General features: G+C 56.2%; 19 protein-coding genes and 2 tRNA genes. 9 read left to right on the forward strand and 12 right to left on the reverse strand.

Annotation, left to right across the window (positions count from 1 at the left end; translation table 11 throughout):
- Positions 1-259 precede the first annotated feature (259 nt).
- The 3 genes from BLP93_RS07450 to BLP93_RS07460 all read left to right on the forward strand — a co-directional run bounded on the left by BLP93_RS07450 (position 260) and on the right by BLP93_RS07460 (position 2,021).
- Complete coding sequence (locus BLP93_RS07450) at positions 260-664, forward strand: CoA-binding protein (RefSeq protein ID WP_092119402.1); 405 nt, start codon at positions 260-262, stop codon at positions 662-664.
- A 6-nt stretch (positions 665-670) separates the two neighbouring features.
- Entirely contained in the window at positions 671-1,135 is a 465-nt protein-coding gene (locus tag BLP93_RS07455; protein ID WP_092119405.1) for a YkgJ family cysteine cluster protein, read from the forward strand.
- A gap of 79 nt (positions 1,136-1,214) precedes the next feature.
- On the forward strand, positions 1,215-2,021 hold the full coding sequence (locus BLP93_RS07460) for a J domain-containing protein (RefSeq protein ID WP_139162948.1): 807 nt from the start codon (positions 1,215-1,217) through the stop codon (positions 2,019-2,021).
- A gap of 75 nt (positions 2,022-2,096) precedes the next feature.
- Here the strand turns inward: BLP93_RS07460 and BLP93_RS07465 are convergent, their stop codons facing one another.
- Genes BLP93_RS07465 through BLP93_RS07475 form a run of 3 tightly spaced genes read right to left on the reverse strand, consistent with a single transcriptional unit; the run spans position 2,097 to position 4,544 of the window.
- Positions 2,097-2,546: a metal-dependent hydrolase gene (locus tag BLP93_RS07465; protein ID WP_092119411.1), complete on the reverse strand. Its 450-nt coding sequence runs from the start codon at positions 2,544-2,546 to the stop codon at positions 2,097-2,099.
- A 43-nt stretch (positions 2,547-2,589) separates the two neighbouring features.
- Positions 2,590-3,738: a SufB/SufD family protein gene (locus tag BLP93_RS07470; protein ID WP_092119508.1), complete on the reverse strand. Its 1,149-nt coding sequence runs from the start codon at positions 3,736-3,738 to the stop codon at positions 2,590-2,592.
- A gap of 41 nt (positions 3,739-3,779) precedes the next feature.
- Positions 3,780-4,544 (reverse strand): ABC transporter ATP-binding protein, encoded by a 765-nt coding sequence (locus BLP93_RS07475; protein WP_092119414.1) that lies wholly within the window; start codon positions 4,542-4,544, stop codon positions 3,780-3,782.
- A gap of 144 nt (positions 4,545-4,688) precedes the next feature.
- Here BLP93_RS07475 and BLP93_RS07480 point away from each other — a divergent pair.
- Positions 4,689-4,764: transfer RNA gene (locus BLP93_RS07480), tRNA-Val, on the forward strand.
- A gap of 444 nt (positions 4,765-5,208) precedes the next feature.
- A complete protein-coding gene (locus tag BLP93_RS07485; RefSeq protein ID WP_092119417.1) occupies positions 5,209-6,459 on the forward strand; it encodes an EAL domain-containing protein in 1,251 nt (416 codons plus the stop codon).
- A 59-nt stretch (positions 6,460-6,518) separates the two neighbouring features.
- Here BLP93_RS07485 and BLP93_RS07490 read toward each other — a convergent pair whose 3' ends face one another.
- The 3 genes from BLP93_RS07490 to BLP93_RS07500 form a co-directional block, all read right to left on the reverse strand.
- Positions 6,519-9,419, reverse strand: a complete 2,901-nt coding sequence (locus BLP93_RS07490) for a PAS domain S-box protein (protein ID WP_161946228.1) — start codon at positions 9,417-9,419, stop codon at positions 6,519-6,521.
- A gap of 7 nt (positions 9,420-9,426) precedes the next feature.
- The gene (locus BLP93_RS07495; protein WP_092119423.1) at positions 9,427-10,692 is read right to left on the reverse strand and encodes an HDOD domain-containing protein; all 1,266 of its coding nucleotides are present in this window, start codon (positions 10,690-10,692) and stop codon (positions 9,427-9,429) included.
- Between the two features lie 451 nt (positions 10,693-11,143).
- Positions 11,144-11,219 (reverse strand) — tRNA-Lys (locus tag BLP93_RS07500).
- Between the two features lie 76 nt (positions 11,220-11,295).
- On the opposite strand from BLP93_RS07500, the gene BLP93_RS07505 reads away from it, so the two are divergent.
- On the forward strand, positions 11,296-13,272 hold the full coding sequence (locus tag BLP93_RS07505) for a cytochrome c biogenesis protein CcdA (protein WP_092119426.1): 1,977 nt from the start codon (positions 11,296-11,298) through the stop codon (positions 13,270-13,272).
- A 207-nt stretch (positions 13,273-13,479) separates the two neighbouring features.
- On the opposite strand, the gene BLP93_RS07510 is transcribed toward BLP93_RS07505, so the two are convergent.
- Positions 13,480-14,505: a glycosyltransferase family 2 protein gene (locus BLP93_RS07510; protein WP_092119429.1), complete on the reverse strand. Its 1,026-nt coding sequence runs from the start codon at positions 14,503-14,505 to the stop codon at positions 13,480-13,482.
- Positions 14,506-14,616: 111 nt separating this feature from the next.
- Here BLP93_RS07510 and BLP93_RS07515 point away from each other — a divergent pair, with 111 nt between their 5' ends.
- The 3 genes from BLP93_RS07515 to BLP93_RS07525 all read left to right on the forward strand — a co-directional run bounded on the left by BLP93_RS07515 (position 14,617) and on the right by BLP93_RS07525 (position 19,006).
- Entirely contained in the window at positions 14,617-16,068 is a 1,452-nt protein-coding gene (locus BLP93_RS07515) for a sensor histidine kinase (RefSeq protein ID WP_092119432.1), read from the forward strand.
- Positions 16,069-16,280: 212 nt separating this feature from the next.
- Complete coding sequence (rdgB, locus tag BLP93_RS07520; RefSeq protein ID WP_092119435.1) at positions 16,281-16,910, forward strand: RdgB/HAM1 family non-canonical purine NTP pyrophosphatase; 630 nt, start codon at positions 16,281-16,283, stop codon at positions 16,908-16,910.
- A 272-nt stretch (positions 16,911-17,182) separates the two neighbouring features.
- Positions 17,183-19,006 carry an N-acetylmuramoyl-L-alanine amidase gene (locus BLP93_RS07525; protein ID WP_161946229.1) on the forward strand — a complete coding sequence of 608 codons (1,824 nt, stop codon included), beginning with the start codon at positions 17,183-17,185 and terminating at the stop codon, positions 19,004-19,006.
- A 183-nt stretch (positions 19,007-19,189) separates the two neighbouring features.
- Here BLP93_RS07525 and BLP93_RS07530 read toward each other — a convergent pair whose 3' ends face one another.
- The 5 genes from BLP93_RS07530 to BLP93_RS07550 all read right to left on the reverse strand — a co-directional run bounded on the left by BLP93_RS07530 (position 19,190) and on the right by BLP93_RS07550 (position 26,331).
- A complete protein-coding gene (locus BLP93_RS07530) occupies positions 19,190-20,317 on the reverse strand; it encodes an NAD(P)/FAD-dependent oxidoreductase (RefSeq protein WP_092119441.1) in 1,128 nt (375 codons plus the stop codon).
- The gene (locus BLP93_RS07535; RefSeq protein WP_161946230.1) at positions 20,317-21,147 is read right to left on the reverse strand and encodes a rhodanese-like domain-containing protein; all 831 of its coding nucleotides are present in this window, start codon (positions 21,145-21,147) and stop codon (positions 20,317-20,319) included. The genes BLP93_RS07530 and BLP93_RS07535 overlap by 1 nt, the downstream gene beginning before the upstream one ends.
- Before the next feature lie 285 nt (positions 21,148-21,432).
- A complete protein-coding gene (locus BLP93_RS17175; protein WP_092119447.1) occupies positions 21,433-23,487 on the reverse strand; it encodes a diguanylate cyclase in 2,055 nt (684 codons plus the stop codon).
- Between the two features lie 359 nt (positions 23,488-23,846).
- Positions 23,847-24,779: a transglycosylase SLT domain-containing protein gene (locus BLP93_RS07545; protein WP_161946231.1), complete on the reverse strand. Its 933-nt coding sequence runs from the start codon at positions 24,777-24,779 to the stop codon at positions 23,847-23,849.
- Positions 24,780-24,945: 166 nt separating this feature from the next.
- The gene (locus BLP93_RS07550; RefSeq protein WP_092119453.1) at positions 24,946-26,331 is read right to left on the reverse strand and encodes a deoxyribodipyrimidine photo-lyase; all 1,386 of its coding nucleotides are present in this window, start codon (positions 26,329-26,331) and stop codon (positions 24,946-24,948) included.
- Positions 26,332-26,375 lie beyond the last annotated feature (44 nt).

A 26,375-nucleotide genomic window follows, 5' to 3' on the forward strand; every position in this document is an offset into this window, starting at 1 on the left:
GTGGACAATTTTCATCGAGATGATGTGTTTATATGTACGGACCGAGCTTTCGTATCAGATATTCGCCGTGGCGAAAACTCATATGAAATTGCAGATATCGGGCATGTTTACTTGCCAAGAACCGTAGAGTAGAAAAGTCCTTTGTGTCTTTTCAGCCAATACGAGCCGAATCTCTTATTTTACGATTTGCAGGTTCAGGATCGCAATATTGGCTTTAACATGGTGCCGAAAGGCGCGAGGCTTTCAAGGAGACGTGCCCATGCTCCATCTTTCAGAGCTAGCCGCCCGATTGGCTCAGGTCAAGACAATAGCCGTAGTCGGCGCCAAGGACGTTCCTGGACGACCCGTGGATCGTGTCGGCCGCTACCTGATCGGCCGTGGTTTCAAGATTTTTCCGGTCCATCCCGTTAGGCGGGACGTCTGGGGCTTGCCCACCTATGCCCGGCTCATTGATATTCCCGAACCTATCGATCTGGTGGATGTGTTTCGAGCGCCCCAGTTCTGCGCGGAACACGCCCGGGAAGTTCTGGAACTGAATCCTCTGCCGGCGATATTCTGGATGCAGTCCGGCATTTCCAATGCCGAAGCTCGAACTTTGCTGCAAGCAGCCGGGGTTTTCGTGGTTGAAGACCTTTGTCTGATGATTGAACATCAACATCTTTAATCCCCTATGACGAACCAGACATCTTCTGCTTCCTTTTCGACTCCCGAAGCCTTCATCTGTCTGCGCTGCGGCAATTGCTGTCACGGTGAAGGCGGCATCGTGCTCAACGATTCAGATGTGCACCGGCTTTGCAATCACCTGGACCTGGACTTGGCCTCCTTTGCCGCGGTCTATATGGAAAGCGTGAACGGCAAGAATCGATTACGCACCAATGAACAAGGCTGGTGTATCTTTTTCGAACAGGGGTGCGCGGTGCATCCCGCGAAGCCGGCCGTGTGCCAGGCTTGGCCTTTTTTTCGGGGCAACATGGTGGACGCGAACAGCTGGCTGATGGCCCAGGACGCCTGCCCCGGCATCAACAATGAAACCGGTCATCAGGAGTTTGTCGCCCAAGGTAACTCCTATCTTCAGGATCTGGATTTGGAACCGTCCACGGCTACGAGTCCGAATGCCCTGAACAGATCCACGTAAGATGCCCGTTCGATGAGGTGACGGCTGATGGACGAAATCCAGACTGTCCCATGGTCGGCAATTCCGGACAGCAGCCTCTTTGCCCACTGATTTGGCCATGTCTTTGGATCTCAGCTACAAAATTCTTCAGGTCGCTCCAAATGCCGGCCTTGAGGAGGTCAAAAAAGCCTTCCGCAGGTTGGCTTTCGCCTATCATCCTGACCTTCATCCAGACATGCCCGAGGCGTCGCGCCGCTTTCAGGAATTGAACGAGGCCTACATCAAGGTGTCCCGGCATCTGGGAAATCAACCCGAAGCAAGTCGAACGACGCCTCCTCCGCGCCGGGAATCTCCCGGGGCGACTTCAAAAGACCGAACATCCGCCAAGGAAAGCTTCGGCAAAGCCCGGTACGCCGACCGGGAAACAGCCCATTCCAGATATCGCCGACAAGCCGCGTACCAGCGCGAGGATCTGCTCAAGGATCTGCTTAAGGATCCGTTTGCCCGCCAAGTCTACGAGGATATTTACAGCCGTGTCCGGGGAACAGGGCAGGGTAAGCCCGGCGAATCGGCTGAAGAGCATGCCAAAAAGGTGCTTCGCGTGGAATGGGGCACACGCAAGCTGGAACTGGACTTGTCCAAGTCCATCAGAACCCGGCTGCAGGATTGGTTCAGACACCAGCTTGACGACCACCAGACCATCTCGTTTCCCCGCAACCAGCTTCTTCCCGGCAAAACCGTGCGCATCCAAATCCAGCAGGGGTGGCGCGGCCCCGCCGCAACTCTGGAAATCAACCTGCCTCCGGACTTTGCTCCATCCAAACCCATCCGCCTTAAAGGAAAAGGTCGAAAAATCGGCCCGTGGCAAGGTGACTTGTACCTGCGCATCGTGCCACGGGACTCGTAAGTTTTGGGCAGAGACGTGTGAAGTGCTGCTCCCGTTTCCGGATCAATTATATGGCATGCTTGGGCAATTCAGCGTTCAGAAGGTCCTGTCCAGGGCCAGGTGCGAACAGTAGCCGGTAACCGAGGCTAGGTAGAAGGGCACAACCGAGACGAGAGAACGGTCGTAGAAAACCATTGGCAGGATGATGATCGGCAATGGCACCAGAAACATGGCCCACCAGCTGTGGGTCCAGCCGCGGTGGTGGCCGACGGCCGGAAGCAGGGCGCAGAACCCCAGGATCGCGGCCAGCCTGAAGCGGCCCTGGATCATCAGCACCAGGTAGACCGCCAGCAGCGCTCCGTAAAACAGCACACGACCCTTGGAATCCGTGTCCACGTCCGGGAACAGCGCGCTGAGCAGGGCGATCAGGGCCAGAAACATCAGCGTCTGGTGGTCCGGCTGATAGACTCCCAACCAGAGAACCAACGTCAAAACCAATCCAAAAAAAAGCGCACCCCCGAAAAGGTGCGCCTTGAAACCAGGCATGATTTGTCTCCAAATCGGATTATGAGCCGTTCAGCTACAGCTCCTAAAACATGTCCTTTTGATTTTCCTCAATCGTTTTTTCAATGGTCTGCCGCAGTTTTTCGGGCAGCCCCATGATGTCGACGTTCAGGAAGCCGCGGACGATGGTGGACGTGGCTTCGTCCTCGTCCAGGCCGCGAGCCATGAGGTATTCGATCTCTTCCTGGGCGATCTTGCCCACGGCCGCCTCGTGGGACAGCTCCACCCCGGCGATGGTCCCTTCCAATTCCGGAATGGCATGGATGATGCCGTTGCCGAGGATCAGCCCTTTGCATTCCAGATGGCCCTTGGATGGCACATGGCTTCCGATGATGTGTCCCCGAGCGATGATCTTGCCGCCGGTGGTGATGGTTCGGGAGATGATCTCCCCGCGTGTCTCCGGTGCATTCAGAAATATTCGATTGCCGGTGTCCACCAGAGAACCTGTCGGCGCGACAATGATGGAGTTGAACCGGGCCACGGCCCGGGGGCCGTTCAAATGAATGGAAGGATAAGACTGTACGGATTCCACGGGCTTGAGCAGAACGTAGTTGCTCTGGAACTCGCCGTCCTCTTCGACTACGCCCACGGTGCGCGGCCGGACCATGACCTTCTCGCCCCAGTTGTGGATCATGGTGAAGGTCAGCTTGCCGCCCTTTTTGATATAGATTTCGGAGATGCCCAGGTGCAGGGCGGACTGCTGGTTGTGGGCCGTGGCGCATCCGGTGATGACATGCAGTTCGGCGCCTTCCTCCACGACAATGATGTTGTGCACGTTTTGGGCTACGGCCTCGCCCTTGATGAACAAGCAGGACTGGACCGGCTCGGTGATCTTCATTCCCGCTTTGGCCCGGATGAAGTAGCCGCCATGCAATCCTTCCTTGGCGGCCATGCGGGTAAAATCATCCTGCTCCTTTTTCACGGCAGCCCAGAAGTATTCCGGCAAGCCGTCGTACTTCTCCAGAGCTTTGGTGATGTCCAGGATTTCCACGTTGGGATCGCAGGAATCACAGTGCACGTTCTTGTGGTCCACCTGCAGATACGTTCCGCTTCGGCTCGCCTGATCCAAATCAACGCCGGACATCAGCAGACGCTCCTTGTCTTCCGGACTCAAGGAGCGGAAGTCGACCAAGCCGTCGTCCTTTTTTGCGAACGCAAACCTGGAAACATCCATGCCCGCGGGCTTGCCGGCGTTTTTTTGTTCCGGTTTTTCGACTATTTCAGACATCGCACACACTCCTTGTAGCCAAACTTGCCGATATGTTCGAGGATCACCCGTGGACTGGCCTCGCAGCAAAGCACGCCGTCATGCAGCACCTGACCGCGATCCGCGTGGATATAGTCAAGGATGTACCCGGTGTGGGTGATGATCAGGCCGGAAGTGTGGCGCTTGGCCCGCAAATCCTTCAGGCTCAGATCCAGCTTCGGTTCCTGTGAGCCATTGAGCAGTTCGCGCACGGTATTGCCGATCAGAGCCATGTTTTCCAGATCCACTCCGGATTCCGGCTCGTCGAACAGCAGCAACGACGGCTTCTGGGCCATCAGCTGGAGCAGTTCGGAGCGCTTGATCTCTCCCCCGGAAAAACCCGCATTGATGTCCCGCTCCAGGAATTGATCAAAATTGACTTTTCGGGCCAGAGCGTCCACATCGACTTCTCGGTCGCGATGGTGGGCGCACATGGAGATCAGGTGCCGCGTCTTCAGGCCGTGGATGGTCGGGGGGCGCTGGAAAGACATTCCGATCCCCAGACGGGCCCGCTCGTAGATCGGTGCATGGGTGATGTCTTTGCCCTTGAAGGTAATTTTTCCCTTGGTAACGTTGTAATTCGCAAATCCCATCAGCGTCATCAACAGCGAAGTCTTGCCGGAGCCGTTGGGGCCGAACAGAATGAACGTCTCTCCATCCTGTATTTCCAGACTGACGCCCTTAAGTACCTGTCGGTCGTCAATGGAAACATGGAGATCTTCGATCAGCAGCATAATCTTTCCCTCACCTAGTATGTTTGTAAACAGCGAAACATGGTATGCGCTTCCCCATGCCAAGTCCAGTTATATGCATCATATTGCGCTGTTTCATGAATATTTTTCTTGCCAACCTTGGTGCTTTGCAATAAAGAGAAACGTGGGCGGTTAACTCAGTGGTTAGAGTGCCATCTTCACACGGTGGAAGTCCGGGGTTCAAATCCCCGACCGCCCACCACCGGTAAATCAAGGAATCCAGGCCATGCCCGGATTCCTTTTTTTATGCCATGAAGGCGGAGGTTGCGTATTGTATCAACCACCATTTGGCGGCAACAGCATCTCCATCAACCCAATAATTCGTTTTTATGACCTTTTCGCGTTGTTGACATAAATGAAATGTTTTCTTTCAGGAATGACAATAATGTTGCGGGAGTTCATTGCGGGTCTCGGGTGGACAGCAGCGGAAACGAGAAGAATCAAGCGCTTGTGTCCGGCAGGATGGCATATACTCGGCCAATGCACTCACTGGGGCATGTAATATGCTTATGCAGGTCCGCTCAATACAAACGCAGGTCGGCATTTGCCATCCTGCTTCGGCCCGCGTTCCTCTTCAAGGACACGCCGAGCATTCTTGAATCAACGGCATCAATCATTCCAAAACCACCACCGGCGAGAAGAGAAAATGACGAAACCCCATCTGCCCCTTTCTTTCAGTGAAATCGATATGGCTTTGGAAGGGAGCGGGCTGATCACCCTGCCGGGGAGGGCGACGATTACGCTGGAGAGTGCGTTTCAGCCCGTGTACAGTCTGGCCCACAAGCGCATGATCGGCATGGAGGCTCTGATTCGGGCCAAGGATGATCAGGGGCGGTCCATCAGTCCGCCCGCGCTGTTCAGTGCATGCAACGGCATTACGGAACTGATCGTTCTGGACCGGATGGCCCGCCATGTCCATGTTCGCAATTTTACCCTGCTGAACGATCCCCTGAGCTGGCTTTTTCTCAATGTTCACCCACGAGTCGTCCAGCAAGGAAAGAAGATGGGATCTTTTTTCAGCGAATTGCTGGACCGGTTCGCATTGCCCGCCCACCGCGTGGTGATAGAGATCGTTGAGCACCCCATCGAGGATACAAATCTGTTGCAGGAGACGGTGGAGTACTACAAAAGCCTCGGATGCCTGATCGCCCTTGATGACTTCGGGGCCGGAGGATCGAATTTCGAGCGAGTCTGGAGCCTCAAACCGCATATCATCAAGCTGGATCGCAGCTTTGTGGTTCAGGCCACGGCGCGGCCCGATACCAGGGACATCCTGCCGGACCTGGTCTATTTGCTGCGTCAGGCTGGGTGCCTGGTGCTCATGGAGGGGGTGGAAACCTTCGAGCAGGCTCTTATAGCCATGGAATCGGGCGTAGATTTCGTTCAGGGATATCATTTCGCCATGCCGACACCCAACCCGATGGCCATGCGGGAATTCAGCTTTGATGCGCTGTTTTCCTTCTTCAAGTCATTTGCTCAAAACGAGGAGACGTCCAAGCAGGACAAGATCCGTCATTATCAAAAGCTGTTCGACGAGATGGTCCGGGAAGTGGAGTCCGGAATCTCCCTGGAAGTCGCCGGCAGGACATTTTTTGCCCACGAGAAATGTGTCCGCTGTTTTCTAATCACGAGCGACGGCGCCCAGGTCGGGCTGAACATGCTTTCACCAAAATACGCCCAGAACCAGGACCCCCGCTTCAAGCCGCTGGAGAACACCAGCGACGCGGACTGGTCACGGCGGTTCTATCTGCGGCGAGCAGTGGCAAATCCCGGCCGCGTTCAGTGCACCCGCCCCTACCTGTCCCTGACCGGTGCGCATATGTGCGTGACGTTTTCCCGGACCGTCCAGACACCGCAAGGAACACTGGTACTCTGCTGTGACGTGAACTGGGATTGACCCTTCACCTGGCGGAGCGATGGCTGTTGACTGAATCATGCCAGGCTCCTTTAACGGCATCAGCCGCAAAGCCTGTTGATGGCCAACTCCAGATCCTTCATTCGCACCGGCTTGGCCAAATAGTCGTTCATGCCCGCTTGCAGGAACTTTTCCCGGTCGCCAAGCATGGCATAGGCCGTCAGGGCGATGATGGGGATTCTGGAATGCTGAGATGCTGGAATATTGGGGTTTTCACCTCCCAACTTTCCTTTTTCATCCTCCAACCTCCTGATCTCTCTGGCAGCTTCAATCCCATTCATGACGGGCATCTGGATGTCCATGAGTATGCAATCAAACTCCTGAGCCGTGAGCAGGCCCAAAACCTCTCGGCCGTCCTCGGCCAGGGTGACGACATGCCCGGCATTCTCCAGCAGTTTTTTCGTTGCGAAAGAATTGGACGGTTCGTCCTCGGCCATTAAGATGCGCAGGCGCCGTGGCTTTGTCATCTTGCCGGAACTCATCGTCATCCCGGACTGAGAAGCCTGCTGCCCGGTTTTCAACCACAATGCCACCTCAACCCTGGTTCCCTTGCCGAGGTCGCTTTGAACCTCGATGCTTCCGTCCATCAGGTGCACCAGCCGTTGCACGATTGCCAGACCAAGACCTGCGCCCTGATAGTAGCGCGTGTAGTTTCCTTCCACTTGTCTGAAGGGTTCAAAGATATCCGTCAGCCTGTCCTCGGGAATGCCGATGCCCGTATCCTGGACCGTGAAACGGACTCGTAGACCATTACTGGTTGACTCCAGTAAGCCGACTTCCAAACACACTTTGCCCATTTTCGTAAATTTCAAGGCATTGCCGACCAAGTTGAACAATATCTGCCGGATGCGTGTTTCATCCCCGATCAACGTCGGCGGCAGAGCCTGGTCCACATTGCAAATGAGTTCAATGCCTTTGTTTCTTGCGTTGATGGAGAAAAGACCGGCAACGGAATCCCGTAATTCTGTGAAGTTGATCTCTGATTCCAGGACAGCCATCTTCCCCGCTTCAACCCTGGACAGATCCAGGATGTCCGAGAGCAGCCGGTTCAACCGTTTGGCGGAAGAGAGGGTCAACTGCACGTACTGTTTCTGGTCGTTATCCAGGGATGTGGTTTCCAGAAGCTGCATCATTCCCATGATGCCGTTGATGGGGGTCCGGATTTCATGGCTCATGTTGGCCAAAAATTCGGATTTGGACTTATTCGCGGCTTCCGCGGCAAATCGCGCGTCCTTGATAACCTGTTCCGTCATTTTTCGCTCGGTGATGTCGAATACAATGGCCAGGAGAACGCGTTCTCCATTCATTTTAATGGGGTTCAAACGTATTTCGGCGGGGTATTGCGTGCCGTCCTTGCGGATTAGTCTGGTTTCGACGGAACGCGATTCATCATAATTCAGTTCATGCCAAAAACGAACGGCTTCCTGTGATAAAGAGGCGCTTTGATCCAAATCCGTCACGGCCATGGTCATCAACTCCCGGCGTGAATATCCGCTGATCCGGCAGGCATTTTCATTAACAAAAATAAATTGCCCGTCCATGTCGTGGACAACGACTCCTGCGGGGATGTTTTCCAGGATGACGGCCAGCCGGTCGCTGACTTCCTTGAGCTGTTCTTCCGTTTTCTTGAGCCTGGAGATATCAATCCCGACTCCAACAAAATATTGCTTATCCTCAATGGCGAATCGACTAATTCTGAGATAGACAGGGATCTTCCCGCCGCCCTTGATTTGCGGATAAGTTTCGGCTTCCCCCAAACCTTCCCCAATGGCCATGGCGATAGCGTCCTGAACCGCCTTGCGGCTCTGTTCATCGCCTATATACCAGTCCATGACCTGCATGCCGGCCAACTCTTCGGCGGAATAGCCGGAAAGGTATTCAAGGTTCTTGTTCCAGCGAACCAGACGGCCTTCCGGGTCATAGAGAAAAAGCATGCCGGGCGCGCTGTCGCTGATGGCCTGGTTCAACTTTTGTTCATACATCAAGGCATGTTCGGCATGCTTGCGCTGGGTGATGTCCGAAAGAAAACCTTCGTAGATCATCCTGCCGTCCTGGGTTCGCTTGGCTCTTGTGTTCATGGAAACCCAAATCGTATTGCCGTCTTTTCTTCTCAACTCTGCTTCAAAATTGTAGGATTGGCCGGATGTATTCAGTTGCTCCTTGTAAATTTCCCGCTCTTCCGGGCGAACATACAGCTGTGTCGCAATGTCCGTGACGGAATCGATCATCTCCTCCGGGTCCTGGAAGCCGAGGATGCGGACGTATTCGGGGTTGACCGAGAGGTAGCGTCCCTGGGGGGTGGATTGGAAAATGCCAATCGGCGCGTTTTCGAAAATTTCCTGGTACTGCCGTTCCGTTTCCCGTGCGTATTTTTCCAGCTCCTTGTTCAGCTTGCTCATGTGCTCATAGGTCTCGATGCTTTCCAGAGCCGACGCGCTGGACAACAAGACGATGGAAAGCAGCGACAGCTGCACGTCCGGAATATCAGCGACCTCCTTGTCGAGAACTCCAATGAACATGCCCCTGATCCTGGAAGGAGTGGCAAGGGCGTGTAACAAGAGTTTGCTTGACCTGTCCGTGCTCGGAACGACCACTGGCCTGCCGCGTCTGAGAATCCAGGCAAAGCGGTGATCCTGAATAAGCTGGTCGACCTCGGCATCCAGGTCCGGCCCAAAGTCCTCAGGTGTGCAGTAGGAACGCTGGAAACCGTTGTCCGTCGAGTCCACCAGAAAAAAAGACAGCACCTTGCACTTGATCAGGTTCCTGACTTTTTTGGCGGTTTCGCGCAGGACAAAGCCCCTGTCGATGCCCGCTTCCGGCCTGGCGTCGAATCGGCCGAGACATGCGGCCATCTCCAGGGCGTCCACGGACCTCCTCTTTTCTTCGCGCAGGAATCGGTTTTCCTCCTCCAGGCTGAGGATACGTTGTTCCAGTTCGTTCATGGGATGTTCACTCCCTGCCGATAAAAATTTGGATGATCTCTTCAAGCTGTCTTTCCGCCAGCACAACCGCCGGATAAAGATCGCTGACATCGATCCCCATGCTTTCCCACCCGGTTGCGCATAAAGGCGGAATCACCCCTTCGCCGCAGGCTCCCGGCGAGGTGAAGGATGCCATGAGATTGGCGAGATTCACGATGCCCGCTTCCATGATGTTTTCGGCTTTCGCAGGAGCATGGTGATACCGGACCATCTGTTCGAGAGATCCCGGGATCTTCCATTCCCTGCACAGCAATCCGCCTACGTGGGCATGGTCGAAGCCAATTACCCTGCGCTCGGCCAGGAACAGAGGCATCCGCTCTTTCCGGGAAAGGCAAATGGCTTCACGACAGGCGTCCGGCATGCCTTTGAGCATGATCAGCCGCCCCAGGTCGTGGAGCAGCCCGGCGACGAAAAACCGCTCTCCGGATAGATTTTGTTTCCAGGAAGAAACAAGGCTGGCATAGATGCCGCATGTGATGCTGTGTTTCCAGAAGCTTTCAACATCCATCACCTTTTTGGGAATGCGGTCAAACGTATTGACCACGGAAATGCCGAAGGCCAGGGAGGTCAATTCCTTGGTCCCCAGAAGGGCCACGGCTCGGCGGATGGAACCGATTTTGGAAGGAAAGCCGTAGTAGGCGCTGTTCACCAGCTTGAGCAGCTTGGCTGTCAGGCTGCTGTCCTTGGCCACGACGTCCGCTATGTGGGACGCGGAACTGAACGGGGATTCCATCACCTGCATGATCTTGTAGAAAATGTCCGGCATGGATATCAAGCCAACCTGTTCCCGGACCAAGTGTAAAACGGCACGTGGCCCATCGTCGCCGAGCCTGCTTTTGCCAGGGACCATTTCACAATGCGGGCAGTCTCCGTCTCCGTCGTCGCACCATACCGGCGTACCGGCTGCAATTCTTTGCGCAGTGCGTTCTATGGCAATTCTGGTGATTTCTTCTATTGCCGGATGTCGGTGATCAACATGATTCAGGTACGGGCGGATGTATTGTCCCGCCTGCATTATGAATTTCGGGGGAATCGCGGCCATTCTGGCCTCGGTGAGCTCCTCCTGCTCGTGTCCGACAATCTCGGCACGGGTGACGCCCCAGGCCTTGCAGGTGAGAATGCTTCTCTCACTGAGCACCGCCCCTTGGGGAAGCAAAAAGCGCCCCTCCCGGGAGCGCAGATCCGAGGCCAGGCTCATTCCCGGTGTAATATCGTCAATCTTGATGAACGCCATCACTATATTACCTTGAACATTTCCGTGTTGATACACAATGCGATCAGCATATCGCTTTATTATTATCGCTAAACCAAAAAAACAAACAGAGCAATGATTACGAAGTGGAACTACTCAACTCGTCAATAAGCAAGAAACTGAATCTCCGAGTTTACTGGTATGACTTATTCAGAGATGCTCATGCATGAGCGGCGTTTCATGCCGAACAATGGTTGGTGTTCGATTCCTCAGCTGTTATGTTGATACGTTGGGTGCAGATAGGGAGCAGGGATTCGACGGGCGAGCCATGCGTCTTGTCTTGCACCCTTCCGGCATGGCATAGGGAAGACGCACAAGGCGTAAGAGCAAACCCTTTTATCGAAAAAAGCGGGACAGGAGCAGAAGAAATGGCCATTTCCAAAAAGTACAAAAAAAGGGTTTACGATTTTCATCGTAAACCCTTGATTTTTTATGGTGGGTCACCAAGGAATCGAACCTTGAACCTCCGGATTAAGAGTCCGCTGCTCTGCCAGTTGAGCTAGTGACCCGCTGCTAGCGACTTGCCCTTACGGCAAGTCGACATCTTTAGACTTCATGCTTGTAGTTTGTCAAGGCGGATGACTCATGTTTCAAAAATTACTGCGTGGTGTTTCATTCGAGAGTGGAAAACTCCTTCCAAGTGCTCGTCATTGTCTGGCTTTTTTTGTCGCTTTTCTTGTGATTCTGTCGGCATTGCTTGCGGTACCCGGTTCAGGGGCGGGCAGGGTAACGGCTTTTGCGGATACCGCTCCTGCTCCGTATTCCTCCCGGCTGGAGTTGCATGTCCTGGAAGAGGATCTTGGCCCGTTGCCCAGGGAATCCCTTCTAGGAGTGTTCTGGGTCACTCCGGCTCCCGGATGGTACGCCTATGCCCACGATCCCGGCCCCACCGGCATGCCCACCACGCTCCAGGCCATGCTCGCCTCTGAAGAGGAATACCTGCAGGTTCTGTATCCACCAGGAATCATCAAGGAGGACAGCCTGGAGCCGGGGGTGCTGGTGGAGGCTTTCGTTGATTCGACTCCGCTGTTCATTCTTTTGCCGGATCGGGAAGATCTGGTCGACGAGGAAGTTTTGCACGTCCATCTGCGGATGCTGCTCTGTTCGGATCGCAGTTGCTGGCCTATCGACATGCGCGAGGAGCATTCGCTTGACGCATTGTTCGACCAGATCGCATCCGGTGAGGCAGAGCAGCCGGATCAACGGGCCTGGATGGATGTTCTGCCGTCATCGTCGCCCGGCGCGACCAGAACGCCGTTTGTCCGACCCGGCACGCCGGGCACGGCTCAACCAGCTCAGGCCGTACCTGGAGAGTTCGCCCCGGAACGTCTTGAGCCGGTTTCATTCCAGCCCGGACTGGAAGTCCGGGGCTTGGGCAAGGCATTGCTGCTGGCCTTGCTGGGCGGTTTGATCCTCAACCTGACGCCCTGCGTGCTGCCTGTGGTCAGCCTGAAACTCCGGGGGCTGATCCCTGATGCCTCGGCCGGAGACATGGAAATCCAACGCAAGGCCTTCCGGGATCACAACCAGCTTTTTGCTCTGGGCATCCTGACTTTTTTCATGTTCCTGGCCTTTCTGCTTTCCTTCACCGGAATGGTCTGGGGGCAGCTCTTTCAGAATCCGACCACGGTGATTGTTTTGGCAACACTGCTTCTGGCCTTGAGTCTGAGCCTTTTCGGGGTATTCAATCTGCCGGTGATCGACCTCAAGATGGGCCGCAAGGGTGATTCCGCCTTGTCCAGTGAGGGCCAAGCCTATTTCACGGGCATGCTGGCCACCTTGTTGGCCACGCCCTGCAGCGGGCCGTTTCTGGGCGGCGTGTTGGCCTGGACCCTGGTTCAGCCGCCCTTGGTGGTTGCCGGAGTCTTTTTCTGCGTCGGCCTGGGCATGGCCTCGCCGTATTTCGTGGTCAGTTTTTTCCCCCGCTTGGTGCGGTTTCTACCCCGACCAGGCAACTGGACCCTGTACCTGGAGAAGGCCCTGGGTTTTTTGCTGCTGGCCACCTGCATCTATCTGCTCTCCTTCCTGTCCGAGGAATTTCTTTTTCCCGTGCTGATCCTGTTCTGGGTTACGGGCATGGCTTCCTGGATCTGGGGCGGATGGACCAACCTGTCCCATTCCGCCCTGCGACGCTGGTCCATTCGGGCCGCGGCCTTGATCCTGGTCCTGGCCGCGGGCGGATGGGCACTGACGGCCAGGCCGGTGTCCAGTGAATGGGAGTTGTTTACCGCGGATCTGTACATGGAAACCCTGGGCCGGGACCGCATGCTGGTGGAGTTTACCGCGGACTGGTGCCCGAACTGTAAATTCCTTGAAAAAACAGTGCTCACTCCGGCCAACTTGGCGCCTTTTCAGGAACGCTACGGGCTGCGGCTGGTCAAGGTGGACCTGACCCACGACAACCCGGCGGGCATGGCCCTGCTCCGCGGCCTGGGCAGCCAAAGCATCCCCCTTGTCGCCCTTTTCGACCTCGGCGACCGGGCAATGCAACCCTTGATCCTGCGCGACCTGTTCACCCTCGGCCAACTGGAGCAGGCCATGATTACGGCGTTTCAGGAATAGCCTTCCCCGCAATCGCAATCGCAATCGCAATCGCAATCGCAATCGCAATCGCAATCGCAATCGCAAAAGAGGGGAGAGCCATATCTATGTCAACACTTGGGCACCACCGATAAACGACAAAGCTCACGTTGCGTGAGTAAGTGCGCTTTGATACCGGACATGGACAACGATTTCGATTGCGATTTTGATTTCGAGGAACGTGGTGGGTCAGGCGGCAAGGAGGAAATGGCGGCCCTGGATGTATCCACGGTTGGTCATGAAGGCGGTGATGTCCTCCGCGGCGCCGTGGCCGGCGACGTAGGACACGATGAACCTTTCTCCGGGTGGGGGGATGTCGTTGCGGTGGATCACTGGGCGTTCGGCCACGCGACGGTTGACCTTTCGCGGATCGATATCCACCCAGGCCGTGATTTTCACGCCGTGGGGCAGGAGCATTTCGGCGCGGCGTCGTGTTATTCGTCCGGCTCCCATGACCATGATTTCGGGATGGCCGGGGTTGTGCGCGGCCAGCCACTGGGCCAGGTAGCGGGCCTTGGTTCTGTAGAACGCGGCGACGTCGTATCGAGGATGGGTTCGGGAAAGGCGGTTGGGGGGATCGTTCCAGACATACAGCATCTCAGGCGCTTTTTCCATGCGCACCCCGCACTCCAGCCATCGCAGCCACAGTTCGTAGTCTTCGGGAAACGGCCCGTCGCGGTAGCCTCCGAACTGTTTCACCAGGCGGCGTCGAAACATCACGGTGGGGTGGACCAGCGGGGATTCACGGAAGCGCCCCAGGGACATCTGGTCATGGGTGAGCAGAGTGTTGGTCCAGTCCAGGTGGCGTTTATAGCCTCCGGCTTGATTCGAGTTGCCTCCGAAATCGGCCGCACAAGCCACAAGACCGACCTCTGAATGGAGCCGCAGGAATTCGGCCTGAACCCGCAGCCGATCAGGATGGCAGACGTCGTCGGCGTCCATACGGGCGATCAGCTCCCCAGCGGCGCAGTCCAGCCCTCGATTCAAGGCCTGAACGATTCCTCCATGCTCAAAGAACAACGGCCGGATCCGTCGGTCAAGAGCGGCATACTCAGATAAAACGGCGTGGGTGCCCGGAACGGTGCCGTGGTCGTCATTCGATCCATCATCCACAGCCAGGATTTCGAAATCCGCCCATGTCTGCGCCAGCAGGCTTTCCAGAGCCGCCGGCAGCGTCTTTGCGGCATTATGAATCGGAAGAATTACAGAGATCATGAAAAACCTCGGCTGACTGAAAAAATACGCTGGTGCAATGCCGGGGCTTGAAACAAAGGTCAAGCCTGAGTATGCCTGTAATATGTGCGCAAGTATTCAAGGAGTGTCTCCATGAAGCGTCCGCGTATCTCTCTCGGGTGGAAGATTTTGGGGTTGATTACCCTGGTGAGCTGCATTGTTTTTTTTGGGTTGTTCGCCGCCAATTTTTACTGGAAACAGGCGATCACCATCCATCAGATCGACCGTCTGGGGATGCGGATATCCGAACTGCTGAGCATGGCCATTGATGGCCCCATGCTTCGCGGCGACAATGACGGCACGCATGAACAATTCCGAGTCGCCTCGGAAATGTACGATGATATTCGGGTCTACCTGACCGACTTCCGGGGAAACATCACGTATTCCACCGAGCCGGGAACATTGCGGCAAGACCTGCTCGACATTTACGACCATCATGAAGTTCGCGGAATGTTGGATCAAAGCCTGCTCCAGGGCAGAGATTCGGGAATGCTGCTTGAACTCCAGGGCGACCCCTATTATCTGCGCGTTCGGAGCATTGCCAACGGTCCGGAATGCTATCATTGCCATGGATCAAGCCAGCCGATACTCGGAGCGCTATTCGAGTTTCAGAACATGAACCGGGATTTCGTCCAGTTGCGGACCATGCAACTCTACGGAGGGCTCATTGCTCTTGGCGGTCTGGCTATACTGCTCGGCTGCGTTCTGCTTTTTCTGCGGGCGCATGTTGTCGACAGGATCGGAAAGCTCTCCCGGATCAGCCGGGAAATCCGTCAGGGAAATTATTCGGCTGATTTCAACATCCAGGGCGATGATGAAATCAGCGAACTCGGCACCAACCTTTCCACAATGGTCCGGCGCCTTCAGGCCGCGGAAAAGTACGCCGCCATCGGCGAATTCTCAACGTATATCGCCCATGAGATCCGCAATCCCCTGTTCGCCATCGGCGGCTTTGCCAATACCCTGGTTCGTGCGCCCAAGCTGGACGCCACCACCATGCAAAAGATCCAGATCATTCTGAGCGAATCCAAACGCCTGGATGATATTCTGCGCATCTTCATCAACTTTTCCCGCCCGCTGGAACTGACAATGAACCGCTTCGACGTCAACGACGCAGTGGTCCAAACTTTGAATTCTCTGAATGTTTCGGCTCAGTGGCCCTCCGTCCATGTCCACATGCAGTTGGATGAGAGAATCGACCGTATCATGTCCGATCCGGAAATGGTCAAGCAGTGTCTGAAAAACTTGATCAAAAATTCCATCTCCACCATGCCTGCCGGCGGAGAGTTGCGCGTTTCCACACGAGAGGACAAGGACAACATCCTCCTGGAAGTCGCGGATTCCGGCCACGGTCTGCCGAGTGAAGTCCTGGAGCAGCCGTTCAATCCGTTCACCAGCCTGGAACTGGCCATGACCCGCAAGATCGTCGTCGACCTTGGCGGAGAACTGCAGCTGGAAAGCAATGAAGCATCCGGCACCAGAGCAACCCTGAAACTTCCCAAAGTTATGACGCTGGCCAGGAAAACGGATCAGGGAGAAGGATGATTGGTGTTCGATCTTTTGAAATCGCAATCGTAATCGCAATCGAAATCGACACCGATTGAAACAAGCTTGATCAAGAACCATACTCTTCAACATACGCATTCCAGTACCATAAGCGAAAGCGTTGTGCGGTGAAGAAATCGATTTTTTTCGATTTCGATTTCGATTTCGATTGCGATATCGATATCGATTTCGATGAAGAATAAGGAGAGAATGTGGAAATTGTTATTGCCTCGCGGAATAGGGGCAAGGCGGCGGAAATCGCGGCTTTGCTCGGACAATTTGATGTTCAGGTGCTGACCATGGATTCCTTTCCCGAAATCGGGGATATACCCGAAACCGGAACGACTTTTGAGGAAAATGCCCTGATCAAGGCGCGAACCGTGGCGCGGTTGACGGGAATGATCGCCATGGCCGACGACTCCGGATTGGAGGTGGAGGCTTTGGGGGGGGCGCCTGGGGTCTACTCGGCGCGGTTCAGTGGGCCGGACGCGACGGATGAGAGCAACAATGCCCTCTTGCTGGCCAAAATGGAAGGCGTTCCTCAGAAATCTCGTCAAGCACGTTTTGTGAGCGTGATTGCCGTTCATGCGCCGGTGCAAGGGGGAAAAGAGTTGCTGGCTCGGGGCAGCTGGTCTGGTCAGATCGCCTTGAGGCCGCTGGGTGAAAATGGATTTGGCTATGATCCGCTTTTTCTCGACGAGGAGTTGGGACTGACCTCCGCCCAGCTTCTGCCGGAGCAGAAGAACGCACGCAGCCACAGGGCCGCCGCCATGATGGAGCTGGCCCGTTTTTGGCCCGACTTTCTGCGGGAAATGAGGCTGCCTGAAGATCTTCCGCGATAATCCAGCCGGCCAGGTCGCTCCGCAAGCATATTTCGGCCACTGCAGCCGTGCTGCTCAACATTGCAGTTGACGCAAACTCTTGACTTGGCATGGGATCATAGCCAATCTGACCTCTTGTCACGCGTCGTGGGATGAAGATATCATTGAAGAATACAGTGGTTCCTTTGCCGCGGTCCCTTCATCTCTTCCTTGATCCTCTGGCCCGGAATTCGCAATGCAATCATTGGCCCTATCTGCGTCGAAAAAATAATTCCAATCAAGCCGAGGCGACTATGCCGATACGTCACTACTTTCTGTTTCTTTTTCTGATAGGGTTTTTGTGCGTCGGGCCTTTGGCAAGCGAAAGCCGGGCCAGTGCCGAGCGGGACTATTCCAGCGGCTGGAACGAATTCCAGCGGCTGCTCAAGGATCCCGTTCAGTCCAAGCAGCGTACCGCATGGATTGCCGCGCGCAACATGTTCAATAGTGCGTATCAGAAAGCTCCGGACGGCTCGGAAGCTCCCAAATCGCTTTTCTATCTGGGCCGTGTGCACGAGGAAATGGGGCAACGCTTCGGACAGGCCGCGGATTACACTCAGGCAGTGGATTACTATGGGCGGGTGGCTCTGCGATTCCCCAATCACACATGGGCGGACGATGCCCTGCTGCGCAAGGCCAAGATCCACCTTGAGCATTTGAATGACTCGGCCCAGGCCTATATTGATCTGTTGTCAATTGTGCACAATCATCCCAAGGGCGATATGGCTCCCCAGGCCCAGTCCATGCTTCGCGAGCTGGATGCCGCATTCCTGGCCAAGGTCAATTCGTCATCCCCCGGCAATGCCATTGCGGCCTCCGCGCCCGCGATAGCCGCTCCGGCAACGTCTTCAGTCGTCTCTTCCCAGCCAGAACCCATAGTCACGGCGGCACTGATCGCTCCGCCTGTTGCGCCGCGCGCCGTGGAGCCGGGCTCCGGAACCGCCAAGTTGACCCAGGTCCGCTACTGGAGCAGCGACGAATACACGCGGGTGGTTCTGGATGTGGATGCCGAAATCGACTTCAGTCACAGGCTGCTCAATCCGGACCCGGCTCTGGGCACGCCTCACCGGTTGATGATCGACCTGCAGGGAACGGTTCTGGGGCCGGAGACTCTGCCGCAACTCCAGGTTGCCGACGGCATCCTGCGCCAGGTTCGCACCGGCCAGAATCAGCCGCAAGTCAGCCGGGTCGTGCTGGATATTCAGCGTCTTGAAGATTTTCGGGTCTTCACATTGGAAAGCCCGTTCCGGATCGTTGTGGACGTCAGTGGAGCTACACAAAGCCTGGCCGGCTCTTCGGCATCGCGGCCTTCCGGGCAGACGGCTCAGCAGCGGAATCCGCAGATCGCCCCGGGACCGGGGGGCATTGCCTCCAGCCTCGTGGAGCAGCTCGGCTTGAAGGTGAACACGATCATGATCGACCCCGGCCATGGCGGCAAGGATCCCGGCGCTGTGGCCCACGGCATCAAGGAAAAGGACGTCAACCTGCGCATGGCCCGGATCCTGGGGAAGATGCTCGAGGAAAAAGGCTTTCGCGTCATCTACACCCGAACCACGGACGTCTTCATCCCCCTGGAGGAACGCACGGCCATGGCCAACGCCCAGAAGGCGGACCTCTTCATCTCCGTGCACGCCAATGCCCATCCCAATCCCAACATGCAGGGCTTTGAGATCTATTCCCTGAACCTGGCCAAGAACAAGGACGCCGTGCGGGTTGCGGCCCGGGAAAATGCCGTGTCCACGAAAAAAATCAGCGATCTGCAGTTCATCCTGACGGACCTGATGCTCAACTCCAAGATCAGCGAATCCAAGGAACTGGCCACCAAGATTCATGGTCGGACGATCCAGGGCATGCGCCGCACCCATCCAAAGCTGGGGGACAACGGCGTCCGGGAGGCTCCGTTCTACGTGCTGATGGGCGCGAAGATGCCCGCGGTTCTCGTGGAAATGGGATACTTGACCAACCGGGAAGAGTCACGTCTGCTCAATACCGACGCTTACCTCCGAACCCTGGCCTCCAACTTGGTGCAAGGCGTCCTGGCATACCGTGACCATATCGAACGGCACGCCAAATTGTAGGATAAACATCGGCGGGAATACTTATGAGGCCCAAATGCGTGCCGCCAGGGACTGAATCTGCAAATCAGCAAGGTTGACTTCCGGCAACTTCACTCGCAACTCGAATCGAAATCGAAATCGAAATCGAAATCGAAATCGAAATCGAAATCGAAATCGAAATCGAATCAAATCAGATTCCTTTCTCTACGTCTGAAACTTCCGGATAAACTTACGATCGATGTAGTCCTTGATCCAGAAGGCCGGGCGACCGCCGAAGGCGATCCTGTTCTTGTAGAGGATGCCCTGGCCTCCGCCGATGTTGAAGATCAGCAGGTAGTCCCCCCCGGGATCAAAGGGCTGGAGTTCGCGGCCTTCCAGCCGGGACCGCACATTGTGCAGCAGTACCGGGTTCTGGCGCACGGCGTAGACCCCGACCTTGTCCAGGGGTCGCGGCTGAAACGAGATGCAGTCCCCGCCGCCGAAAATGTCCGGATGGCTCACGCTCTGCAGGAATTGATTGACGAGCAGTCCGCCCTCCGGACCGGTTTCCAGTCCGGAGTTGCTGAACACCTTCGAGGGGCGGACTCCCAAGGCCAGGAAAACCACATCCTGGACATGGCGCTGCCCGTTTTGCAGATGGATCTCGCCTGATTCCACGGCATGCACATAGCTGCCTGCAACCACCTCGATCCCCTTTTTTTTCAGCGCCTCTTCGGCCATGCGGCGGACCTTGTCCGGCATGTTCTTGAGCAGCCTGCTGCCTGCGAAGATCTGGACCTTGCAACCTTTGCCGCCTTGTTCACGTCCGACGTCCCACGCGTTTCCGGCCACCTCCAGCGCGGCCGGCCCCCCGCCGCACACACCGATCCGCACCGTTTTGGTTTTGGCCATTTCCTGGATCCGCCGACGTGCCGCCAGCAGACGCTCGATGGGCTTGACCGGAAAGACCACGTCGTTTGCAACGCCGTTGTCCGCGCCAGCGGCATCTCCGGATATGTCCCGGGGAACATAACTGCCCAGATTGCAGCTCAAAACATCGTAGGGCACTTCCCGGCCTGAGCGCAGCACCACGACATGTCGCGCCGCGTCGATGGCCGTGACCAGGTCCTGGATGAATGTTCCCCCGCGGCTTTCGATCATGGTTTGCACCGGAAAGCTGATTTCCTCGGGGCGGTACGTTCCTCCGAGCATTCCCGGGCCCATCCCGGAGTAGTAATGCCGATCTCCGGGACCGATGGCCGTCACGGCGTGCCCCTTGGCCGTCAATTCGGGAATGGCGGCCATCAGGGCCATGTGGGCATGTCCTGCCCCGGCCAGGAGAAGCCTGCCCATTAGACAACCTCCTGGAGCCTGTCCATCAGATTTCCCAGGTGCTGGAGATGCTTTTTCTCGTCCTCGGCCATCTGTTCGAGAAACTCCCGCACTTCCCCCTGGGCCTGCCGTGCGGCCCGGGAGTAAAGGTCCATGGCCTGGGCCTCGACTGCCATGGCAAAATCAACGATCTCCCGCGGGTTTTCCAGATCCACGCCCATCCGGTGCATGTGGTCCTCGGTGGAAATGCCGCCTTCCGGTACGGCCGCCGGCGTATCCTTGGCGGTTTTTTGGGTTGCCTTTTGCACGTCCTCGCCGGCCATGCGCTGCGCCACGGCCTGCTGGTGCTTCAACTCAACTGCAGCCAGCAAGGCGAAGACTTTGCCGGCCTGGGGATCGGCAACGGTCTCGGCCATGTTTTCATAGAATTCACGCAGGGCCGATTCCATGTCGTAGGCCACAGCCAGAGTCTGTTCCAGGGTCATGGATTCCGTGAAAAGGTGCAACCCCAGCTCGTATTCCCCGAAGCCGGTCCAGCCGTTCCAAGCCTTGAACCCGCCGCTGAGATTCAAAATTTTTTCGAACCCCTTGCCGGCCAGCATCTGCGCCGCGACCCGACTGCGACCGCCGATGGCGCAGTAGACCAGCGTCGGCTTGCTGCCATCGAGCTCACTCATCATGTCTCCCAGTTGTCCGATGGGCATCAACCGCGCCCCCGCGATATGCCCCTGCTCGTATTCGCCGGGTTGCCGGACATCCACGATCTGCAGCTCCGGTTCCTCGGTCAAAACCTTTCGAGCCTGCTCCGCGTCAATGGATTTGACGGGTGTCAGAAATTGCATCCAACGCATAGACTGTCCCTCCTTGATGCTCAGGATTCTCTCCCCACAATGCAATCCCAATCGAAATCCTAATCGCAATCGCAAAAGCATAAACGTAATTGCTCTAAAATTGTGGCAAGCACGTACCGGATTCCTGCCTTGACGTGTATGACAAGTTGGAAAACAAAGTCATTCCGGTGAAAGCCGGAATCCAGATTTTTTCATGAGGTTCACTTGCACTGTCCGTCTGAACAGTAAAGCTTTTCGATCATGTCAACGCTGCCCAAAAAGTTGAAGGCTCGGACATGCCCAACATTACAACGCAAAGTCGAGCACAATCTCCGTCAGATTTCGTTCATCATCCGCATGGACCTGAATCTGCGCGCCCATGGAGTCCACCGCCAATCGTGCGGAATAAGCGCCAAGTCCTTTGCCTTCGGTTTGGACCCAGGGGGGATTTTTTTCCATGAATCGTGAGCGGATATTCAGGGGCAGAACCCCGGAATTGACGATTCGCAGGCGGACATTTTCTTGTCCGCGTTCAAGATGAACGGCAACGGGGCGTCCCGGGGGACTGGCTTCCACGGCATTCTTGATCAAACTGAAAAGCACTGAACAACAGAGCAGCTCCTCGGCCTGGACGACAAAGGATTGTCCGTTGGACGCCGATTTGTCGTCGGGTTGGATGAGGATCTCCTTGTCTGTGTGATTTTTTAAGCGGGACAGAGTCCTGGCCACGGTGCGGGCGATTTGCAACAGATCCACCGGGTGGGGGTCAATTCGGAAGGCGCCGAGCTCCAGCTTCCAGAGATCGATGGTTGCCGCGACGGCCTGAAGCAATTCAAAGCCGGAATGCTCGATGTCGCGAATCTTTTCCAGGTGCTCCGGCGCAATGCCGTCTGTCGCAAGGATCTCTCTGGAATTTCGCAGGATTTCCCTCAGAGGCTGCTTCAAATCATGGCGAATGATTCTTTCCACGCTTTCGCGCATGCTTAAGGTCTCCTCCAGGGTCTTGTTGCGTCGATCCAGATCGCACAGGGAGCGGCGTAGGGCGAGCTGGGTCTTTACCCTGGCCTGGACCACGGAAGGGTCAAAAGGCTTGCGTATGTAGTCAACAGCGCCCAGATGCAGCCCTTTCGCCTCATCTGCGTCCCTGTTCGTCATTGTCATGAGGAGGATCGGGATGTCCCTGGTCCGGGGATCCTCCTTCAGTCTCGCGCACACTGCGTATCCGTCCATGCCCGGCATCTGGAGGTCCAGGAGAATGATGTCAGGTCGAGGCCGCTGACGGGCCAGTTCCAGGGCTTGGTCTCCGGATGTGGCGCTGAGCGTGACGCAGTCACCCTCAAACATGGCTTTGAGAGTGTCGATGTTGATCTGTTCGTCGTCTACGAGCAGGATACGCTGACGTCCTGCGTCGATCTCCAGTTCCCTTGGCTCCATGACAGTCTCATCCAGCCCCCCGGAGACGGCGACCCTGTTTCGTCCGGAGCTTTTTGCCCTATACATGGCCTTGTCCGCGGCCAGCAAAAGATCCTGAGCCGTTGTGCCGTTTCGTTGTGGGTTCAGGCCGGCTACGCCTAGGCTCAGGGTAATCATCGGTGCGAGCGGGTTGAAGGCATGGGGAATGCTCCGCTCCTGGATCGCCAGGCGGATTTTTTCCGCCACACCGGCGGCTCCGGACAGATCCGTTCCGGTGAGCACGCAGATGAATTCCTCACCGCCATAGCGGGCCACCAGATCCGTTTGCCGGGAAACAACCTCCTCCATGACCGAGGCTACGTGACGCAAGCACTGGTCGCCGGCGGCGTGGCCGTAGTTATCGTTATAGAGCTTGAAATAATCGATGTCGGCCATGATTAAGGCGATGGGCTCGCCATTGCGAAGACAGCGCTGCCATTCAAACTGCAAGAATTCCTCTAACCGACGACGGTTGGCGATCCCGGTCAGCCCGTCCTTGTTGGACAGGTTCCTGAGGATGTCACGTTTGCGCTTGAGTTCCAGGTGCACCTTGATTCTGGCTAAGACCACCGCTGGTCTGGGAGGTTTTGTGATGTAGTCCACGGCGCCCGCGGCCAAGCCGAGTTCTTCGAAATGTTCCAGGGAACTGGCCGTGATGAAGATCACTGGGATGTCGCGGGTGTCCGGGTTTTCCTGCATCCGACGACAAAATTCAAATCCATCCAGGTCCTGCATCTGGATGTCCAGAAGGATGATGTCCGGCTTGTTCTCTGCAAAGGCAAGCGAGATGGCCTGTTGCCGGTTCAGGGCCATGCTGATGTCGTAATGATTCCTGAGAATGTCGGACAGAACCTGGATGCTCGCCTTTTCGTCGTCGATGATCAGAATGCGCGGTTTTTCTTCGGACATGATCTGGCTTCTCCATTGTGTTCAATGCTCGATGTAACTATTCAGCAAAATCGGAAAAAGATCTGGATACCGGCTTTCGCCGGTATGGCTGAAAATGTTCCCTAGGGGCATTCCGGCGGAAGCCGAAACCCAGTACAGGTGAATGACCACCCATCAATTGAGCTGTATAGTTACTGCTCGGTAATCGATACCTATTCAAAAAAATTCGAAAAGAAGACTTGGAGCAACTTTTCAGCTGCGGATTGGCTTGCCGTGTTGGGTCATTCCGGGGAAGCCTGTCCCGGGCATGAGCCGGGAGCCGGGATTCAGTGCAGGTGAATGATCACGCCCATTGAGCAGGATTAGTTGCGATTCATGGTTCATTCGGGGATCGAGCTGAGCAGGCCGATAAACTGGTTCAGGCTCATCCCGTAATGACGTTTCCAGATCTCGTTCAGCGGTGATGCGTGATCGTTGCGTTGCTGGCTGAAGAAGAGCCGAACGGCCTCCAGTAACTCCGTATCCTCCTGGCGCAGGCCCCAGCCGACTTCGGTCATGGGGCCCACGGGGAACACCATGTGCAAGGCGGGGTACTGCTGGCGGATGATCCAAAATGCGGCATCCGCATCAATGACGGTGAAATCGAAAAGTCCTGCGTCAAGACCGCGCAGAACCTCATCCGTGGGCATCAGGCGGATGTCCACCGGGTTGGCCGCATAAGTGGCGTCGTTCTCCTGCTGTAGCCAGGAATGGAATGCGGTGTCCTTTTCCACTGCCGCGATTCTTCCGCCCATGTCCGATGGGCAGAGAAATTCCTTCGCTTTATCGATGTTGATTAAAACGATGAATCGGTTGGTGAACAGGGTGGGGATATCCATCTTGGTGAGGCGCCATTCTTCCCGGGTCAGATTATTCGGGTAGATGTCGCAGCGTCCGGAAGCCAGAAGCGAGGGAGTATATTCCGCATCACGAACGATCCGGCCGTTTTCGTCAAAAAACTGTTCTTCCCAGTCCACGCGAACCCCCTTGATATGCATATCCTGTCCAAGAAAGGCGGCAAATGCCTGTACGGCATCGAATGCCGGCCCGGAAAATCGACAATCCTCCCGGCAGTCCATTGGTTCGGCATTGACAACGGAAGGATGAATGGGAGCAAAACAGACGCGCAGCTCACAACTGGAAATGATCTCCTGGAAAGAACGGGCCTGGCTTTGCCACGGAAACAGGAACACGGATCCGAGGATCACGCAGAACAAGGCAATAACATGGACTGCACGGAAGACGTGCTCGGGGTACTTCAGATTGATGTTCATGGTTGCTCCTTGAAAGCCCGCCCGTACATCCAATGTGGAGTGATTATCAGATTGAATCAGGTGTCCTGGGCTATGGTGACGTGTTGGTATTTGTGTTTGCGATAAATGCATGGGGATTTATTCATCAGTGGTTGTGGGGACGGAATTTGGATTATTGGGCGTGCGGCTATTGTAGATGGGGATCAAGGGGGAGTTCAGGGGTTGTGAAACGCTTGATATAGGCACGCGTATCGAACTTGCGGGCGCAGCCTTTGGCGTTCATGTAGCGGATCTGGCCGAATATGGGGCGCTCGAACCAGGGGCGGTCGTGGACGCCGCCGATGCTCCAGGCAATGCCGGTGTACCCGTTGGGGTCCCTACCGTCCAAGGAGTATTTGTCGTTGAGCAGGATGGCGATGGACATGGCTTCTTCGGGCGACGTAGTCCACTCCAGAATTTTCTTGGCCCAGTACATCCGCATGTAGCCGTGCATCTTGCCCGTGGATACCATCTCCTGCTGGGCGGCGTTCCAGAGAGCGCCGTGGGTGGCGGCGGTCTCGAATGCTTCCAGCCCATAGCAGTGATCCCGTGGGTCCTTCCGGTGCTTGTCCAGGGTCTTTTTGGCCCAATCCGGAAAGCCGTCCACCCGGTCGTAGTCCTTGTTGTGCCAGCAGAAATTATCCGCCAACTCCCGGCGGACGATCAATTCTTCCAGAAAAGCCTCCCGCGCGGCCGGAGACTTGTTTGAGTTCATGACCTCCAAGGCCACGCGCTGGGCCGAGATCTGGCCGAAATGAAGATAGGGCGAAAGATTGGAGAGCACATCGGCATTGGGATCATTGCGTTGCTCGTACCGTTCAAGACGGTGGTCCAGGAATTCCCGGAGCATGGCCCTGGCGCCCTCCTCGCCGGGACGCAGCCAATCCACCTCGGCTACGTTCATGTCGACCTGCAGGCTGCTTCGTGCCGCCTGCCAGTCCACTGGGGGAAGATCCTGCATTGCCGCGGGGGGATGTGCCAAGTCGGGAAAATCGGTGAGAAATTCGTCCAGGCGGCGATGAATTTTGGGCCGAATGGTTCGGGCCGCGTATTCCTGTTTGGATGAAGTCTCCCAGCAGGGCACGATGTTGTGGGCATCCACCTCAAAGACAGGGATGTCCACTTCGGCGGACACGTCTTGCTTCCACTGCCGCTTGATGCGCAGCGGATCGAAATCCGTGATCAGCATTCCGGCATTTGTTTCACGCAGGAAGTCGATCACGGACGGAACCACCTCGCCAAGGCGCAGGGCAAAAGCGATTTGGCGAGCCCGCAGCACGTTTTCAACTTCGGCCAACCCCTGGAGCAGGAAGCCGTAGTGGCGGATGGCGGCGTCCAGAAATTTTGGGGAAAGACAGAACAGAACGGAGAGGGGCACGCCGCGTTCCGCGGCCTGATCAGCCGCGAAGAGCAGGGCCCAGTTGTCCCGGACGCGCTGATCCCGGCTCATCCAGTAGACAACGGGACCGGCCTGGGGCCGGCCGGATGGTTCGCGGATTAACCGAATGCGGGCGGAATGGATATTCCGGGTCATGGTCAACCTCTGCGGGGTTGAAACTCTTCATCTGCCCGGCTTGC

It is taken from the genome of Desulfonatronum thiosulfatophilum (assembly GCF_900104215.1).
In the GTDB taxonomy this organism is placed as follows: Bacteria; Desulfobacterota; Desulfovibrionia; order Desulfovibrionales; family Desulfonatronaceae; genus Desulfonatronum; species Desulfonatronum thiosulfatophilum.